Below are 17828 nucleotides of genomic sequence, written 5' to 3' on the forward strand. Positions count from 1 at the left end.
GGGGGGGGGGGGGGGGTGGGGGGGGGGGGGGAGGAGGGGGGTGTGGGTGGGGGTGGGGGGGTGTCGGTTTTGTTGTCTTTGGTCTTTTTTTCCCCCCCCCCCCCCCCCCCCCCCCCCCCACGCTCCGCCCGCCGCCTCCGGTTCGGCCGGAGCCGGCATTCCCGCAGTGCCACAAAGGGCGTCCCGGTGGGACGGCTCAGTACGGCCCGGCTCGCAGCCGGCCGGAGCGTCCAGGCCGCAGGCGGCCTTCCCGCTCCGCCCGGACGCCGGCCCACGGACGCGTCCTGCGGACGCGGCAGCACCACCGTCGCGCTGCGCGCGAGCCCCCGCCGTCGGTGGGCAAGCAGCGTGCCGGCGTCAACCGCCGCTGCGCAGACCACCACATCCGGCAGGCCGCGCGGTGGGGCGCCACCCTGGTCGAATAACCCAATGCCACACGGACCGCTCGGCGCCAGCTGGGAACCGGCGAATTGGAGGGACAGCATGACGTGGAATATCTGGGGAATCTGGGCTCTTTGCGTACTGGGCCTGCTGGTCTGCAGCACGGCGTGTGCATGGGAACACCTAAACGGTCGCCGCGCGCCGCTTCAGCTCTCGGCCCTGGGAGCCGTTCTCCTCGTGGCGGCCGTATTCACCGGGAGCCTGCAAGTCAACTGAGAAGCAGAACGGGCGGCACACCACCGCACCAGCCCGGCTGCCCCTAGACGTCAGTGGCTGAGTGGAAGGGCGGGCCCCTGCGGGAGCTGTCCCGCAGGGGCTCTGGCGTCAGGTCGGCTGCCGCTATGCGACACGGGCCGTCAGGAGGACCGCGGGGCGGCGGCCGATGATGGCCGCGCCGTCGCCGGCCTGATGGCCCGACTGGGCGTCGGACAGGGCGCGGATGCCGATGGTGTAGGTCAGGGCGATGCGGTCGGTGGTCCCGGTGTTCAGATGCGGGTCGGAGGAGATGACCAGGATCCTGCCGTCGTCCTCCAGGCGGGTTTCGAGGTTGCCGGTCACGGCGGGCTGGGCGTGGCGGTAGCCGTAGGCGGCGAAGCCGGTGAAGGCGAAGCCGGTCGGTGCGATGAAGTGCTGTTCGATGGTGCCGGGGTTGACCGGCTGGTCACTGATCGAACGGATCTCCAGGTTGAACTTGGCCTCCTGGCCCGGCGCCACGGTGGGGACGGACTCCTGGATGACGCGCAGCGCCCTTTCGTCCAGGGCGGTTGCGCTGACCGTTGCGGAGATCTGCACCGGAGTGTGGCGTCCGACGCTCGCCGAGCCGTTGGCGTACCGGCCGGGGACGGCTTCGGGCCGGACCTGGACCGGGATCGTGTAGATCACCGAACCGGCGTCGCTGCTCGTGGTGTTGACGTGCGGGTTGGCCGTGATGACCAGGGTCCGGCCGGCGTCCTCGATGCGGTGGGCGAGGTCGCCGGTGACGACGCCGTGGACGGTCTCGTAGTACGCGTAGGTGGGCTGGCCGGTGAAGAAGAAGCCCGAGGGCGCGGTGTAACGCTGGACGATGGTGCCGGGGTTGACCGGCTGGCCGGTGGGGGAGAGGTAGCGCATGGACAGAACGGTGCGCTGGCCGGGGGCGACGTCCGGGACGGTGTTCTGGTAGATCGTCAGCGCGGTCTCGTCCGCCTCGGGCGCGGGCGCGATGACCGTGACGGGCAGGGTATGGACGTTGTCCTTGAGGTTCAGGTCCCCGCCGTACTGGATCTCCAGTGCGGAGTGGTAGACGCCGGGCGGTGTGGTGGCGGGGGCGGTGATGCGGAAGACGCCGTCCAGGGAGCCGTTGTGGGCCACCAGCTGCTGCCCGGTGAAGGTGCGGCTGAGCCGCCGGCCTGTGCTGCCGGGGCCGCCGGTCAGGCCCTCGGCCAGCGTGAGCACCACGGTCACGTACTGGCCGTCGGCGGCGTTCGGGCCGCGGCTCCTGACCCGGGCACCGAGGTCGAACTCCCGGCCGCGCGGGACGGCGTAGGGGTTGACGACCTCGCCGTACAGGTCGGCCGAGGGCGGCGGCGGGGGCGTCATCTGCGCGACGGCCGTCACCCCGCGGACCCGGTGGTTGCTGACGTCGGCGATGTACAGGTTCCCGGTCCGGTCCAGCGCCACCCCGTAGGGGTTGTAGAGCCGGGTGGTCATGGCCGGTCCGCCGTCGTCCATGTAGCCGCCGATGCCGTTGCCCGCCACCGTGGTGATGGTTCCGTCGGACGTGACCTTGCGGACCCGGTGGTTGGCGCCTTCAGCGATGTACAGGCTGCCGCCTTCATCGACAGTGACGTCGTAGGGGTAGTGGAGGCGGGTGGCGATGGCGGGTCCGCCGTCGGAGATGTACCCGGCGGTGCCGTTGCCCGCGACCGTGGTGATCATGCCGTTCGGGGTGACCTTGCGGATCCGGTGGTTGTGCCCGTCGGCGATGTACAGGTTTCCTTCGCCGTCCACGGTCACGCCAGCGGGGTAGTGGAGGCGGGTGGCGATGGCGGGTCCGCCGTCGGAGACGTACCCGGCGGTGCCGTTGCCCGCCACCGTGGTGATCATGCCGGTCGGGGTGACCTTGCGGACCCGGTGGTTGTACCGGTCACCGATGTACAGGTTCCCCGCCCGGTCCACCTCGACCCCCCAGGGGTGGTAGAGCGGGGTGGCGATGGCGGGTCCGCCGTCGGAGATGTACCCGGCGGTGCCGTTGCCCGCGACCGTGGTGATGCGGCCGTCCGGGGTGACCTTGCGGACCCGGTGGTTGTTCTGGTCGGCGATGAAGATGTTGCCCGCGTCGTCGACCGCCACATCGATCGGGTAGTTGAGCTGGGTGGCGGTGGCCGGTCCGCCGTCGGAGACGTACCCCGCCTGGCCGGTGCCCGCGATGGTGGTGATATTGCCGTTGGGCGTGACCTTGCGGACCCGGTGGTTGATGTGGTCGGCGATGTAGAGGTTGCCGTTCTTGTCCACCGCGACGCCGTGCGGCCCGTTGAGCCGGGTCAGTGCACCGTGGCCGCCGTCGGAGACGTACCCACCGATACCGTTGCCCGCCACCGTGATGATGGTGCCGTCGGCAAGACCCGCGGGCTGCGGGCCGGCTCCGGTGCTGACTGCTGTGGTCATGATCGGTGCTCCTGTCTCTGGGCAGGGGATTCCACCGCTGAACGGCACGAGCGCGAGGCGGCCGACGGCCGCCCGTGTGTCGTCGCGTGTGCCCGGCCTGGCATCGGGCACAGCACGGACTGAGAAGGTTTAGAGAAAAACCACTACAAGAAGGGTATCGGCGTTGAAGAGCGGAGGGAGCGGGTGTACAGGCCATACCGTCTTCCCGACGCGCATGGTGAGGAGTCCTGCGACCGACGGGCGGTGTTCAGCCGGCACACCGACACAGCACGGCAGGCGTGCGGCACCTGAGGTGATGGAGCCACCAGCGGGCTGACGCAATGCATGCGAACTGCCCTTCGGCATCGGACCCTCGACGGTCGGCGCCATGGGTGTGCACAGAGCCCCGGAGGCGTCCAGAGCGCGTTGCAGCACGCCAGACCCTCGACGGGGCTTCGGGGGCGCATGGTCCGGCGGGTGGTGCTCCCCCGGTGGGCGGGGCTGCGGGGACAGTGTGAGGTTGACGGGTCTGGTGGGCGCGCGGTGGTGATGCCGAGGAGCGGGGCGCCAAGTGGCGTGCGCCGGTTGCATTCGCGATGTGTGGCGGGCGCTGTTGGAGGCGGCGCTTGTGCTGCCACCCGAGGCGGCCCAACGTGTACTGCTGTGCCCGGTGCCCCGCCAGGCGGGTCGGCTGTGGACCGAAGGCGGCGAAGCGGGCGGCTCATGAGCCGCGCAGTGCCTCGGGACGCTCTGGCCGCTCGCGCCGGGACACACGCGTCTCCATGTCTGGGGTTCTCGCACTCGTTGCTGCCCACCCTATGGGGTCATTCACGTTCGCTGGGGTATGACGCTGGTGTCCTGTAGCGGCCGATGGTGTGGAACCAGGCGTAGCAAGCTTCGATCCAGTGCCCGAGTGCCTGTGCTTGTGCGTGATGTGGTGTCCGGGTGAGGTCGGAGCAGATGACGTCGAGGAGTTCGTCGTGTTCCGCTCGGAGGGCGGCCAGCAGGGACATGGCAGCGGGGGCTGCTTCGCGGAAGGTGGTGCCCTGTTCCTGGGCGAGGACCGCGCAAATGTTCAGTGCGCCGTCGCGTTGGTCCTTGACGATGTTGAGAAGGTCATTTTCCAGGCGCACGACGCGGGTGACCAGTCGGGCCAGATGTGCGAGGTCCGCAGGCAGCGGGGTTCCGGCGGGTATCAGATGCTTGCTGACTGCGCGTTGGAACGGGATGGAGGGCTGGATGTAGGTCGCGCCCACGATGTGTGCCAGGTACTCGGGAAGAGTGGGGATGTAGCTGGTACGGCTCCAGTTCCACTCGTCGACCGCACCCTTCAGAGCGATTTCTATCCACTCGCTGAACTCCGGAATCGCCGCTTCCCCTCCGCCGTTGAGCATGTTTGTGCGTACGGCGAGAAACGCGTGGTGGAAGCGGTCAGGACGCTTGGGGAGTTGTCCGTACCTGATAACGCGAGGGATGGTGTCCCGGTAGGTCTTCGGCGAGTGCCCTGCCTCGACGACCTGGTCGTCGAAGGCGATGATCGCCGACCAGTACTTGGAGAGAGCCCGGACCATGTCTTCTGGCCCGTCCGGCAGCACCGCAGCTGCCAGAGGCGTGCACGGGGCGTTGACCAGTGCCGTTGTGTCCGCCTTGTCATACAGACCCGTCTCCAGTGCCCACTGGCAGACGTCCGCCTCGACCCGTTGGACGAACGGGTCTGGCGAGAAGGCCCATTCCTGGACACGGTGACCGTCCAGCTGGGAACAGACGACGGTCAGCCTCAAGCCCGGACAAGCGGTGACATGGCTGGCGGCGAGGCAGCGACGTGCCCACACGGCTACTGCCCGGGGATCATTGAAATTCCGCAGGACGGGTCGATCGGACTGCGTCGCCATGGAAGTCTCCAGTGGTCGGGGCGAGACATGGGCTGAATCGGCGTGTGTGCGCGGCAAACGAGTCGAGCGCCTGACGGAGGGGGCGATCGTCACGTCGCAAGTCGGTTCAGGCATGGTCTCGCGGCTACCGGACGGCGGTGAGCAGAATCTGCAGCAGTTCGTCAACCAGTCCATCTGTGACCCGCTGCTGGTGAGCTGGCCCATCGCGAAACGCATGACGGCACTGATCAGCCCCGAGGCGTGGGTAACCGATGATGTGTCCTTCCTCAAAGACGGGCGGATGCCGGTCGGCGTAATCCCCCAGTACTGCGGTGCCCTGGGCAAGCCGGCCAACTGCCAGGCCCGGTGAGCGTGCACGCCGCCCGCCGCGGCACCCTGCCCCTGCAGTGGCACCTGCTCCTGCTCGCAGAGTGGGCCGACGATCCCGAACGCCGCACCGCGCGGGAGGTGCTGGCCGAAGTCGAACACTGTGAGAAGGAGCCGCTCGCAGTGGACATCCTCGATGACCTCGCCCTCTGGGGGCACCCCATCACGCGTCGTGCTCGCCGATGCGGCGTACGGGGTCAACGCTGCCTTTCGTACCGCACTCTCCTGCCGGGGGGCTGGATGCATCGGAGCACCTGGTTACTGTCTCAGCGAGCCCCGCGCGTTTGAACGGCCGGGGCGTCGGCAGGGTCAGCCTGGCGACTCCGTCGGTGAGGCGGGCGTAGGGGTTGAGCCCGCTGAGTTCGGCGGCGCTGGTCATCACGCCGAGAAAGGCCCTCCGGATGGCGAATCCCTCGGCGGGAGATAGGCAGTACGTGCGCCGGATGGCGTGGTCGACGTCAATGTAGAGCTTTTCGTCGGCGCGGTCCGCCAGGGCTGTGGGCTGGTCGTCGTGGCCGACGACGTTCTGCTGCCAGACGCGGGTGATGAGCGGGCGCAGCTCGGTCGTGGCCTGGTGGCATGCGGCGCTGTCGGTCGCCGTGGCGTCCAGGACGGCATCGAAGAGGCGGCACCAGCCTTCGGCCAGTGCACGCAGGTCAGCCGGGTCGCGGAGCTGGTCGCAGTCGGTCAGAACCGATTCGGCAGCGGCTGTGCAGTCGTGCACGGTGTCCTGGGCTGTGAGGCCCGGCAGGCTCCTCGCGATGGCCCGGCGCGCCAGCTCACCGGCCCACGGGGCCTCGGCTGTACAGGGGCCATCGGTGCGGGTCCACAGAGGCTGCCATGTGGGTGAGTACAGCATGTTCCCGGGCTGCAGGACGGTACTTGCTGCTGCCCGTAGCCGTGTGCCTGGGGGTGGCCAGGTGTAGGCGTTCTTGATGGGGTCGGGTGCGGCGGAGTAGCCGGCCAGCTGCTGCCGTACCAGGTACCGGCAGGTCACCAGGAAGAAGAGGTACGAGCCCATGGCGATTTCGGCGGCCTCCTCGTGGCCGCTTTCCTCGCAGTCGCATGCGAGCACGTCATCAGTGACGTGGGCGCAGGCGTCCCCGTACCCCATGAGGGCGCGGCCGCCTCCCATTGCCAGCGCCAGACACGCTTCGTTGAGGCACTCCCCGTTTTGGTAGTCCCACACCAGGTCGACGATCTCGTTGTAGCGGAAGGCATGGGCGAGTGCGCGGTGGATCTTCCCGCAGCGGTCGGCGGGGCGGAACGTCCCGAGGCCGTCGGTCAGATGCTGGTAATCGGGCGTGCTCATGATCAAGCGGTACACAGGGGTGAGCATGGCGTCCCACCAGCGCGCTCGCACCAACTCCTCTGGTGTCACCGGCCCGCCGGCGGCGTCGAGGAAGGCGTGTGGGTCGGTGAGCGCGGCGGCCGCTGTCACCATTGCGTCCTTGGTCTTCATGACGGCGCTTCCCACCACGATGTCCCGCAGGACTTGTGCCGCTGCTGTTCCGCCCAGGCACGCAAGGCCCTCGCTGGCTGCGGCCAGGTACGGGTCGCGGCCCCCGCTCGCGGCCTCGTCCGGCGCGTCGACGTAGTCGACGGCGGTGGTCGGGCACAGAGCCGAACCGCACAGGTCAAGGAAGCGGGCGTCGCTGCAGCGGGGGAAACTCCAGGCGTACCAGGAGGCGTAATAGTCGCGCATGGCCATGGGGCCGGCCTGTTCAGGGGCGGCTGCGTGGCGGGCGCAGTATTCCGGCAGCAGTCGCTCTACCTCGCCGCCCTTCTTCGCCGTCAGCGCTGCCACGGCTGCAAGTGTCTGTCCCCGGGGGCCATCCGTGAGTTGTGTCCGGATGGTTGCCGCTGCGAGCAGTGCCGTCGCGGCGAGGGGGCTGGCCATGGTGCTGGCTTGGACTTCGCGGGAGAAGACCGCGCGCAGGGCCTGGCGGCCCGTGCTGTCGCCTGTTACATACCGTGGCACTTCCTGCGACTCATACGGCACGTAGGACGGGTCACGGGCGATGTAGGTGGTGGCTCCGCTGCCCGGTTCCCAGTCTGGGGCATCGACGGGGCCCATGTGCAGGGCGGCCAGCCGGGCCCGGCAGTCCTCGTCCCGAATGAGCCCGCATGCGGTGGCGTCCCACACATCCACCGTGGTTTGGTCACGGACTCGTACCCGGCGTACGTCCTCGGGCCGTAGTGGCGGGAACGGATCCTGAGAGATCATCATTTCGTCCAGCCCCTTCTTCTGCCGGTGCGGGTGGAACCGGTCGTTCGAGGACATGGCCGGGACAGTGGGTATGGCGGCATCCTTCTCGGCGCGGCAGACGGCTTCCTCGGCTGCGCGCTCCATGCGGGATGAACGCGCGCGGCAGGCCCAGGCTGAGCTGAGGGCCGACACGCAGTTCCCCGGCAGGCATCGGCGAGTGTTCAGTGCCTCCCGCGCCACGCGCCCGGCCGCCCTGGCCGACCAGCGCGAATACGTTAGCCAGGACGTCCGCATACGACAGGGCGGTGGACGCGTGCGAATTCTCAATCCAGTCGTGGGCGGACTCGGCCAGCGACGGGGAGCCCCACAACACCCGCCCCCGCCGCAGACTGTGGCAGGCTGCCGTCCGCCCGATGAGGATCTTGTGTACGTACGCCTGGTGCCCGGTGGCGAACAGCACCACATCCCACGGCGAGCCAAAGATCCGGTACAGCGCAAGAAACGGTTCATCCACGCCCAGGTCCGGCCCCGGTTGCCCGCCTGCCGCACACACCCGAACCATCGGGAGCTGCCGCGGTTCCCCCAGCAAAGCAGGCAGTTGTGCCACAGGCAGCGCGCGCAGCGAGGCCGGGCCGGAGACCCCCGGCAACAGCGGAGCCGTTTCGCGTTCTCGACTGTGCCCCAGCCGGGATAATCCGTTCACCCCAGCCCACCGCCCCGCACACGCACACCAGTCCCTGGGGCCCCGCCCGGGAACATGCAGCGGCAACAGCTCCGATAACAGGGGTAATCATGTGTTCTATGGGGCGCGCCCACGGTGTGACCATCCTTCCGATGGGGCAGCGTCCTGAACGGAGAGTCCCGTTCAGCGCGTCCGCGCAAACCCCCGGCGCACAGCCGAACGAAGCGCCGGAAGTACACGGCGCATTCACCCCCCAATGCATAGGCCACTGACCTACCCCGCGCGCCCCCTGCGCTCCCCCGAGGGCATGGGTTACCGATACGAACTTCTACCTGACCGGGCGTGACCCCGCCCACGCTGACCCTGTAGAAGGCGCGCCTGGAAATGGCCTTTCCGGACAGCTCCTGATCTGCGGCCGGGGCGGCACCGCATGCGGCTCACCGGCTTCGGCGAGAAGATCCCGGCCGCCGCCCCGCTGGCGCCACGACCTCACCTGTATCTGGCGCCCCACAGTCGCCACTGAGTACTGTGGGCGTTTATAAATCAAGAACGTCTTGATTTCTCCGTCACAGTACGCAGCCTCTTCTCTACGGTTGGCGTCTGCCGGTAACCTGTGAGCTGGGACAGGAAAGGATAATTGTCGAAATTTTCCGCCCCAGAGTGGCTGCTGGGTGCATCATTTTCCCGGCAGCGGGAGTTTAGATGAAAGATCTGGCGCGGCAGATGGGTGGAATTCACCTTTGAGATGCGTTCGGAGAATCGATGAGGCCCTAGAATGTCGACCGAAGTCGGCAAGACGGAGCTGGTTCCCCTGCGCGCCCGGTTTCTAGGTGGCTCGCAGCTCTTCTGCCTCGGAAACGGAGGGCTCTTTCTGTGATCTCCCGTCCACGGAGTCTCCTGTTCTGGCTCATCCTCATCATTCTGCTGTTTCTCATAGCGAAAGAGCCTGAACAGGTGGCCCGCACCATCACCGCTGTTTACCGGGCCATCATGATTTTCTTTGATTCTCTCGGCAGGTTTGCGAGCAGTCTGGGCGGGAGCTGATTCGCTCTGCCGAGATCGCCGGGTCCGTTTGCGCCCTGCCTTGCTTCTGTATTCCTGGCGGGCGCCGTTAGGAAGGGCAGCGTCGTGCACCGTGGCATTTTTGCAGCGTTCCTTCTCCTCCTCATCGGCACTGGTTGCACCTCCTACCCGGCCAATTTCGTCAATGTGCCGGTGGTTTCACCGGTACCGGCGCAGACGGTGACGGTCTTCCCGGCCCCGCAGGCTGCCGCCGTGTCCCCGAGGCCGCAGCCCTCGCAGACCACCGCCTCCAGCCCATCTGTGGCCTTGACACCCACTCCGGCCGCCTCCGGGACGGCGGCGTCGCCGTCCCCTTCTGCGTCCACACCGCCGGTGCCGTCCATGACACCGGTTCCCTCGGCCACCTCCACCAGTACCCCGCCCTGCCCCACTCCCTCAGGGGCGTCCGCGAGTTCGACCCCATCCGTTTCCCCGTCGCCTTCTCCTAGTTGCTCAACCGCGACGCCCGCTGGGGCTGAGCCCACACCATCGGGGTGCCCCGTGCCAGGCCCGGACGCCGGTCGGGAACCTGAGGATGTCCGGTAAGCGAGCGCTTCGCTCTCCTCCCGCCTCGGTTCTCCAGGACCGTGCAGGCACGGGAGGGCAGGAGGGGGTCAGCCGTTGACCAGGACGGTAAAGAAGACGCCCAAGGCGGTGAAGAACCGGATGACGGCGTGATAAACGGCGAGCAGGGCGTGCGCGGTCCCGACCGGGGCCTTGGCGATGAGGAACAAGGCGATGATGAGGATGAGCCAGAACAGCAGGCTCCTGGGCCGGGATATCACGTCAGTGTGCCTCCTTCTCGCGACATGTGTGCAGGCGATCGTGTGAAGCAGGCGAAACGGCCGGAAGCATCGCTGACGTCTGCGGTGCCGACTCTTCTGGGCGGTAACAGCAGAAGGCATCACGAGGATTGGTGCGGGGTTTCGTTGTTCTCGGAGAGTGGCGGTTACGGAGGGTCACTTGTTTCGGGTGCTGCGCACGATGGCTGCAGCAAGAAGAAGGGACGCGCAGATAAGGGAGGGGTCGGGTTTGAAGGAGCGCTTGCCTGCTTCGGTGGCGACCTTGGCGTGGAAGGTGAGGTCGTGGTTGGAGAGGTTGCGCAGGACATCCCGTGTCTGCCCGAGGGCTCCGGGGGCGAGGATGGTGAGTTCGAGGGCGGTGCGGGCGGCTTGCTTTTCGGAGACTGCTTCGCTGGCGAGGCCGAAGAGGATGGTGCGCAGGTTTTCTTCGAAGACGTCGGTGATGGACAGCTCGGGGCATAGGTGGCGTACGGATCCTTCGAGGTTGGCGAAGGATTTGCCCAGCAGGGAGATGACGGGACTGGTTTTGATGCCGCGGCGGGTGGCGTGGGTGAGGACGGCGGTGAGGGTGACGCCGAAATTCAGGTCCTCCAGGGAGGCGGAGGCGATTTTGGGGACCAGGCCGGCCAGGTCGCTGCTGAAGCCGGCGGGGTCGGCCCAGGGGGTGGCTTGGCCCATTTCGATCCAGGCTTTGGCCAGGCCGTTGGCATCGTTGGAGGCGACGTTGAGCAGGGCCAGCATGACGCTGCGGCTCAGGCCGCTTTCCATGCGGCCGACCATGCCCCAGTCGATCAGGTGAGCCCGCTGGCCGGGGGCGACGAAGATGTTGCCGGGGTGGGGGTCGGCGTGGAAGAAGCGGTCAAGGAAGTACCCCTGGTACATGAGGCTGATCAGGTCTGCTCCGATGCCGGTGCGTTCGGCGGTGGTGAAGGCGGTGGGGTCGGCGTCGCGGATGGAGGTGCCCGGGGCCAGCGACTGGGCCAGGACGTGCTCGGTGGCGAACAGGACGTCGGGGACGGCGAGGTGTTTGTAGTCCTCGCACTGGCGGCGGGCTTGTTGCATGTGCTGGGCTTCGAGACGGAAGTCGGTCTCGGCGGACATCGCCTCGAACAGGACGCCGAGCATGGCCGGCAGGTCGATGACGTCGGTGAAGCGGGGTGCGAGGCGGGCGATCAGACGGGCGAGGCGGCGCAGGGAGGCCATGTCCCGGGCCATGGCCTCACCGACACCGGGACGCTGGATCTTCAGGGCGGTGGGGGTGCCGTCGGCCAGGGTGGCGCGGTAGACCTGGGCCAGGGAGGCGGCGCCGAGCGGCTGCACGGTGTCGATGTCCCGAAACCGGCCGGCCCAGGCGGTTCCGAGGTCGCGGGCGAGGACCGGCTCGAACTGGGCGAAGGGGGCCGGGGTGACCTGGTCGTGCAGTTTGCCGAATTCCGTGAGCATCGCCTCGGGTACGAAGTCCGGCCGGGTGGAGAGCATCTGCCCGACCTTGATGTAGAAGGGGCCCAGTTCCTGCAGGGCCTGGCTGACCGCTTGCGCCCGGCGCTGCTGTTCCTGGCTTTGCCGGCGGGTGCCGCCGGAGCGGCGGGCGTGCCGGATCTCTTCGGCGATCAGGTGTCTCAGGACGGTGGTCAGGGACCGGTTGCGGCGGGACACACAGCCTCCAGGATCCGGGGGGCGAAGTCAGGAACTGCACGTGCCGCACGGGCGCGGGTTGCCGGTGCGGGCCGAGGCGCCTGTGCGGCTGTCTGGCGCGGGCGCTCTCATTCCTGAGCAGGAGGATGGCTGGTGGGGGCGGTAAGGAAGGTGTGCAGCATGCTGCCCAGGCCGTCTGCTGTGGCGGTTGGGGGTGTGTCGGGCAGCACCGGGCCGAGGGCGGCCAGCAGCGCCTGGGCAAGGACACGGTAGGTGCAGTCGGCGCCGGTGCTCTGGTCGGTCACTGTGAAGCGGCGGCCTTGGCGCAGGTCGTCGCCGAGTTCGGCCACAGTCAGGGGGCGGCAGGAGGCGGAATCGACCAGGGTACCGTCCGTGTTCCGGACCACGCTGCGTTCCTCGGCTGCCCCGCCACCGGGAACACCGTGCCCGGCAGCGGGGCGAAGGAAGGAGCCGGTCACCGGCTCACGTCTGCGCGGACGGGGCATCGTCAGGGGCCGAGGCGGCTTCAGTGCCGGGGCTCCGCGCGTTCAGCCGGGCGACTTCCTGGCGCAGGGCGAGCAGTTCACCGCGCAGGCTCTGCAACTCCGAGACCTCTGCCGACGCGGGAGCGGCCTTCGGCGGTGCGTCGTCCTCCTTGGTGGCCCCCACCGCGCTGGTGATGGTCTTACGGGCGTTGTGGTCGACGTCCGCAGCCCGGTCGATGAGGTCATCGACCGCCTCTTTCGCGTCGTCCATGAGGTTGCCGAGGTGCTTGAGAATGCCGCTGCGGGTACGCGTGGGGCTCATCTCGTGTGCCTCCGTCCAAGCAGGGAAATGAGTGCCGGGCCGCGCCCGGCACTGTGGTGACGCTGCGAACGCGTCGGATGCTGTACGGCGTTTGTGCTCCCTGGGCGGCCAACACCTCTTCCGCTGGCCATCTGCCGCGGCTGCGGCCGCGGATGAATGGGCGGTGACAAGGGTGTCGTTGCCGCCCAGCTCGTCATTGCGCGGTGTGGTGCGGTTTTCTGCGGGCGGGGCCCGGCTGCTGGCCCGAGCGCGGCTGGTATTCACGAGATTCGCCTGCTGCGTCGGGCAGGTGGTGTGCAGTGGGTGTCGTAGGCGCGCAGCGCACTGGCGGTGATGCCGTCGCGGTCCAGGCCGGCAGCGCGCAGCAGCTCGTCGCGTGGCCCGTGCGGCAGAAAGCGCCGGGGCAGGCCCAGTTGGCAGACGGGGGTGGAGACGTAGGCATCGGTGCAGGCCTGGGCAAGGGCGCTGCCTACACCGCCGGTGCGGACACCGTCCTCGACGGTGACGGTCAGGGCGTGGTCGGCGGCCAGGTCGACAAGCTCGCCGGGAACGGGCAGGGCCCATCGCGGACTGGCCACGGTGACGCCCAGGCCGCGGGCGCTCAGTGCCTGGCCTGCGGCCAGGCAGGCTGCTGCCAGCGGGCCCAGTCCCACCAGCAGCACGTCCCTGGGCTGCTGGCAGGACTGGTACAGAAGGTCGATGTCGCCCAGGCGCCGCTCCGCCGGCAGGTCCGCGGGCACGTTGCCTTTGGGGAAGCGGAGCATGGTCGGGCCGTCGTTGTCCGCCAGGGCCTCGTCCAGCAGCGCGCGCAGGGTCGGAGCGTCGCGTGGGGCGGCCAGGCGCATGCCGGGCACCACGCCGAACACGGTGGGGTCCCACATGCCGTGATGGGAGGAGCCGTCCGGCCCGGTCACGCCGGCACGGTCCAAAACGAACGTCACCGGCAGGCGGTGCAGAGCCACGTCCATCAACACCTGGTCCAGGGCCCGGGACATAAAGGTGGCGTAGACGGCGACGACCGGGTGCATCCCGGCCATCGCCAGGCCGGCGGCCGAGCACACAGCGTGCTGCTCGGCGATGCCCACATCGAAGACCCGCCCGGGAAGCTGCTGCGCCATGGGGTGCAGGCCGGTCGGGCGGACCATGGCGGCGCTGATGGCCACCACCTCGGGACGTTCGGCCGCGGCCCGGGCCAGCGCACTGCCGAACACGCCGGTCCACGACGGGGCAGCGGCTTTGGCCGCAGGAGCGAGGCTGCCTGGGGCGGGGGCGGGGCCGACGGCGTGCAGACAGTCCGCCTCGTCCAATTCCGCGGGCAGGTGTCCCTTGCCCTTGACGGTGACGATGTGGACCACCACGGGGCGGCGCAGCGCCCGCGCCCGGTGCAGCGCGGCTTCCACCTGGGCGGTGTCGTGGCCGTCCAGCGGTCCGAGATAGGCGAAACCGAGCACCGTGAACAGATTCGGCCCTGCGCAATTGCCGTCCTTGCGCAGCATGGCCAGGTGGTCGGCGAGGGCCCCGCAGGTCGGCGCGTAGGCACGGCCGTTGTCGTTGAGGACGACGATGACCGGCCGGTCGCTCGCGGCGCCCAGGTTGTTCAGCCCTTCCCAGGCCATGCCGCCGGTCAGTGCCCCGTCACCGATCACCGCCACCACTGCCCGCTCGCCCGCACCGGCCAGCTTGCGTGCCTTGGCCAGGCCGTCGGCGTAGGCCAAAGCGGTCGAGGCGTGGGAGTTTTCCACCAGGTCGTGCACGGACTCCGAACGGGACGGGTAGCCGGACAGCCCGCCGGCCTGCCGCAGCTGCCCAAAGCCCCCCAAGCGGCCGGTCAGCAGCTTGTGCACGTAGGCCTGGTGGCCGGTGTCGAAGACAATCGAGTCCCTGGGCGAGGTGAACACGCGGTGCAGAGCCAGGGAAAGCTCCACCACCCCCAGGTTCGGCCCCAGATGGCCGCCGGTACGGCACACCGCATCGATCAGCAGCGTGCGGATCCACTCGGCCGCCGGCGCCAGATCCTGTACGGGGGCGCTGCGCAACGCCTGCAGGGAACGGATGCTGGGCGGAACCGGCGACGGCCACGGCACAGGCTCTGTGTGCATCACCTTCACCTCCGATAGTACGGCGTACTTCCATCACAGACGCTGCGCAGATGCCCGGCAGTGGTGCTCTGCGGCAGAAGTGCTCCGCTACCACCGCCTCCTGGGAACACTCCCCGTGGCTCTTTCGCACCCGGACCGGACGTGGGATTCTTCAATGAGCAACCACACGGGCCTCTCGCTGTCCGCGGTGAAAAGCGCGGTGACCGAACGGGTCTGCCCCGGGGCCGTTGGCGGCCCGGCATGCCTATCGAGTGCACGGCGCAAACGCCGTGAGAACAACACCACCGGGACGGTGCACGGGGGCACAGGCGCGCGCAGCAGGACGCGCAGAGCGCCGGAGTGTGCCCCCGCGTGCACCCTGATGCCACCGGGTCAGACCTGCGCAGAACAGGGCCAACGCCTCTTTCCTCACGGGCACGTGTGGCCGCAAAGCCTCTTCGCCGAAGGGCAGCACCCGGCCTCCCTCACCCCGGGACCGAGCAGCGTGCTGTCCGGCCTCACGGGCGTGGGCTGGTGCCGCACGCCAGCCGAGGGGTTCGGCCACCCGGCGCACGGCCAGGTGTCCTGCGCCTCGTCCTCCCGTGCGCTCTGTGCCCAGGGGGCTGACGCACCTATGTTCCTCATCGGCGGCCACCCCGCCGCCGGGACATCCTCTGCCACGCCGTGCAGGCAGGCCGCGCACCGCGCCCACTGCCACATCGCCGGCGGTGCGCAGCCAAGCCCGAACCAGGGCACCCCTGCTTCGCCCCCGGCGCAGGCCCCGATGCCGGGCCCGGGCAACCGACGAAGGACATGCGATGACCACGACCGAGCTCGGTTTACCCAGCGTGCCGACCTCGCCGCCCGCGCGCCGCGCCAGCCGGCGCATCCAGGTCGGCGCGGTGCCGGTCGGCGGCGGCGCCCCCGTCTCCGTGCAGACCATGACCACCACCAACACCGCGGACGTGGATGCCACCTTGCAGCAGATCGCTCAGGTCACCGCCGCCGGCTGCGACATCATCCGCGTCGCGGTGCCCTCCGCCGACGACGCCGAGGCCCTGCCGCAGATCACGGCCAGGTCACCGATCCCGGTCATCGCCGACATCCACTTCCAACCCCGCTACGTCTTCGCCGCCATCGACGCCGGCTGCGCCGCCGTCCGCGTCAACCCCGGCAACATCAAGAAATTCGACGACCGTATCGCCGACATCGCCGCCGCCGCCTCGGCGGCGGGCATCCCCATCCGCATCGGCGTCAACGCCGGCTCGCTCGATCCGCGGCTGCTGGCCAAGCACGGCCACGCCACCCCCGAAGCCCTCGTCGAATCCGCCCTGTGGGAATGCTCCCTGTTCGAAGAGCACGGCTTCACCGACCTCAAAATCGCCGTCAAGCACCACGACCCGCTCACCATGATCGCGGCCAACCGGCTGCTGGCCGCCCGCTGCGACTACCCCCTGCACCTCGGCGTCACCGAAGCCGGCCCCGCCCTCCAGGGCTCGGTGAAGTCCGCCGTCGCCTTCGGCGTGCTGCTGGCCGAGGGCATCGGCGACACCATCCGGGTCTCCCTGTCCGCCGACCCGGTCGAACAGGTCAAGGCCGGCAACCACATCCTGGCCTCCCTGGGCCTGCGCCCGCGCAAACTGGAGATCGTCTCCTGCCCCGGCTGCGGCCGCCTCCAGGTCGACATCCACCGCCTTGCCAACCAGGTCGAAGCCGCCTTCGACGGCTTCCCCCACCCCCTGCGCATCGCGGTCATGGGCTGCGTGGTCAACGGCCCCGGCGAATCCCGCGAAGCCGACCTCGGCGTGTCCTGCGGCAACGGAAAAGGCCAGATCTTCCGAGACGGGCATGTCATCACCACGGTGCCCGAATCAAAGATCGTGGAGACCCTCCTGGACGAAGCTGCGCGCCTGGCCGACCAGCGTGCCGACAGCCACGGAGAGCCGTGATGACCACCCCGGTCGTGCTGCCTCAGCCCGGTGACCTGCGCGCAGTGCGCGCGAGCACCGACGCGGTCCTGGAGCAATTCATGGACCGCAAAGCCCGCACCGCCGCCGGCCGCCACCTGCCCACAGAGGTCACGGCTGTGCTGCGCGGCTTCTTGATGGCCGGCGGCAAGCGCCTGCGGCCGCTGCTGTGTGTCACCGGCTGGCACGCCGCCGGCGGCCACGGCGCCCTCAAGCCCGTGCTGCAGACCGCAGCCTCGCTGGAGATGTTCCACGCCTTCGCCCTCATCCACGACGACATCATGGACAACAGCGACACCCGCCGCGGCCAGCCCACCGTCCACCGCACTCTCACCGCGCGCCACCCCCAGACCCACACGCTCCCCGGCCAGGTCCACACCGGGACAGGAGCAGCCCTGCTCATCGGGGACCTGGCACTGAGCTGGTCGGACGAACTGCTGCACAGCGCCGGCCTGACCACCCGGCAGCTCACCGCCGTACTGCCCCTGATCGACACCATGCGCACCGAAGTCATGTACGGCCAGTACCTCGACCTGACCGCCACCGGACACCCCACCGACGACCTCCAGCGAGCCCTGGCCATCGCCCACTACAAGACCGCCAAGTACACCGTGGAGCGCCCCCTGCACATCGGCGCCACCCTCGCCGGCGCCGGCGAAGAACTGCTCGCCAACCTCAGCGACTTCGCCCTCCCCATGGGCGAGGCCTTCCAGCTGCGCGACGACCTGCTCGGCGTCTTCGGCACAGCCAGCCGGACCGGCAAACCGGTGCAGGACGACCTGCGCGACGGCAAACACACCGCCCTGATCGCCCTGGCACTGCAACGCGCCACACCCCACCAGCACCGCACCCTCACCGACCTGCTCGGCAACCCGGCCCTGGACGAGAAAGACGCCCAGCACCTGCGCCACATCCTCATCCAGACCCGCGCCCCCCAGACCATCGAGCAGCTCATCGACGAACGCACCCGCCAGGCCGAGTCCGCCCTAGCCCACGCCGCCCTCCTGCCGGAAGCGGCCACCACCCTGCGCGAACTCGCCAAAGCCGCCACAACGAGGACGACATGACACCCCCCGCACCGCAACACCGCAAACGGGTCCTGCTCGCCGCGCCCCGCGGTTATTGCGCGGGCGTGGACCGTGCCGTCATCGCCGTCGAGAAAGCCCTGGAACAGTACGGCGCGCCCGTCTACGTGCGCCACGAGATCGTCCACAACAAGTACGTCGTCAAGACCCTGGAGAAGAAGGGCGCGATCTTCGTC

12 protein-coding genes and 2 pseudogenes are annotated in these 17828 nt (G+C 69.0%); 4 read left to right on the forward strand and 10 right to left on the reverse strand.

Annotated elements, in window-relative coordinates:
* Nucleotides 1–780: 780 nt before the first annotated feature.
* Both ACZ4Z1_RS41370 and ACZ4Z1_RS41375 read right to left on the reverse strand, forming a co-directional pair.
* Nucleotides 781–3087 (reverse strand): NHL repeat-containing protein, encoded by a 2307-nt coding sequence (locus tag ACZ4Z1_RS41370; protein ID WP_468491878.1) that lies wholly within the window; start codon nt 3085–3087, stop codon nt 781–783.
* An 803-nt stretch (nt 3088–3890) separates the two neighbouring features.
* Complete coding sequence (locus ACZ4Z1_RS41375; protein WP_468491879.1) at nt 3891–4958, reverse strand: terpene synthase family protein; 1068 nt, start codon at nt 4956–4958, stop codon at nt 3891–3893.
* Between the two features lie 92 nt (nt 4959–5050).
* Here ACZ4Z1_RS41375 and ACZ4Z1_RS41380 point away from each other — a divergent pair.
* Nucleotides 5051–5559 (forward strand): annotated as a pseudogene (locus ACZ4Z1_RS41380) (transposase); the annotation flags it as partial.
* Here the strand turns inward: ACZ4Z1_RS41380 and ACZ4Z1_RS41385 are convergent.
* From ACZ4Z1_RS41385 to ACZ4Z1_RS41420, 8 genes are all read right to left on the reverse strand, one after another.
* The gene (locus tag ACZ4Z1_RS41385) at nt 5488–7131 is read right to left on the reverse strand and encodes a hypothetical protein (protein WP_468491880.1); all 1644 of its coding nucleotides are present in this window, start codon (nt 7129–7131) and stop codon (nt 5488–5490) included. The pseudogene ACZ4Z1_RS41380 and the gene ACZ4Z1_RS41385 overlap by 72 nt on opposite strands.
* Nucleotides 7132–7486: 355 nt before the next feature.
* The gene (locus ACZ4Z1_RS41390) at nt 7487–8236 is read right to left on the reverse strand and encodes a 1-deoxy-D-xylulose-5-phosphate synthase N-terminal domain-containing protein (protein WP_468491881.1); all 750 of its coding nucleotides are present in this window, start codon (nt 8234–8236) and stop codon (nt 7487–7489) included.
* Nucleotides 8237–9402: 1166 nt separating this feature from the next.
* The gene (locus ACZ4Z1_RS41395; protein WP_468491882.1) at nt 9403–9621 is read right to left on the reverse strand and encodes a hypothetical protein; all 219 of its coding nucleotides are present in this window, start codon (nt 9619–9621) and stop codon (nt 9403–9405) included.
* A 270-nt stretch (nt 9622–9891) separates the two neighbouring features.
* On the reverse strand, nt 9892–10062 hold the full coding sequence (locus ACZ4Z1_RS41400; protein ID WP_361591533.1) for a hypothetical protein: 171 nt from the start codon (nt 10060–10062) through the stop codon (nt 9892–9894).
* Between the two features lie 174 nt (nt 10063–10236).
* Nucleotides 10237–11736, reverse strand: a complete 1500-nt coding sequence (locus ACZ4Z1_RS41405) for an ABC1 kinase family protein (protein ID WP_468491883.1) — start codon at nt 11734–11736, stop codon at nt 10237–10239.
* 107 nt (nt 11737–11843) lie between these two features.
* Nucleotides 11844–12122 (reverse strand): hypothetical protein, encoded by a 279-nt coding sequence (locus ACZ4Z1_RS41410; RefSeq protein WP_468491884.1) that lies wholly within the window; start codon nt 12120–12122, stop codon nt 11844–11846.
* A gap of 76 nt (nt 12123–12198) precedes the next feature.
* The gene (locus ACZ4Z1_RS41415) at nt 12199–12522 is read right to left on the reverse strand and encodes a hypothetical protein (RefSeq protein ID WP_468491885.1); all 324 of its coding nucleotides are present in this window, start codon (nt 12520–12522) and stop codon (nt 12199–12201) included.
* Nucleotides 12523–12782: 260 nt separating this feature from the next.
* Nucleotides 12783–14621 carry a 1-deoxy-D-xylulose-5-phosphate synthase gene (locus tag ACZ4Z1_RS41420; RefSeq protein ID WP_468491886.1) on the reverse strand — a complete coding sequence of 613 codons (1839 nt, stop codon included), beginning with the start codon at nt 14619–14621 and terminating at the stop codon, nt 12783–12785.
* A gap of 797 nt (nt 14622–15418) precedes the next feature.
* On the opposite strand from ACZ4Z1_RS41420, the gene ispG reads away from it, so the two are divergent.
* The 3 genes and pseudogenes from ispG to ACZ4Z1_RS41435 all read left to right on the forward strand — a co-directional run.
* A complete protein-coding gene (ispG, locus tag ACZ4Z1_RS41425; protein ID WP_468491887.1) occupies nt 15419–16549 on the forward strand; it encodes a flavodoxin-dependent (E)-4-hydroxy-3-methylbut-2-enyl-diphosphate synthase in 1131 nt (376 codons plus the stop codon).
* Nucleotides 16549–17634: a polyprenyl synthetase family protein gene (locus ACZ4Z1_RS41430; protein WP_468491888.1), complete on the forward strand. Its 1086-nt coding sequence runs from the start codon at nt 16549–16551 to the stop codon at nt 17632–17634. Before ispG ends, ACZ4Z1_RS41430 begins: the two co-directional genes overlap by 1 nt.
* Nucleotides 17631–17828 (forward strand): annotated as a pseudogene (locus ACZ4Z1_RS41435) (4-hydroxy-3-methylbut-2-enyl diphosphate reductase); the annotation flags it as partial. The gene ACZ4Z1_RS41430 and the pseudogene ACZ4Z1_RS41435, both read left to right, overlap by 4 nt.

Source organism: Streptomyces sp. NPDC030165 (genome assembly GCF_055573595.1).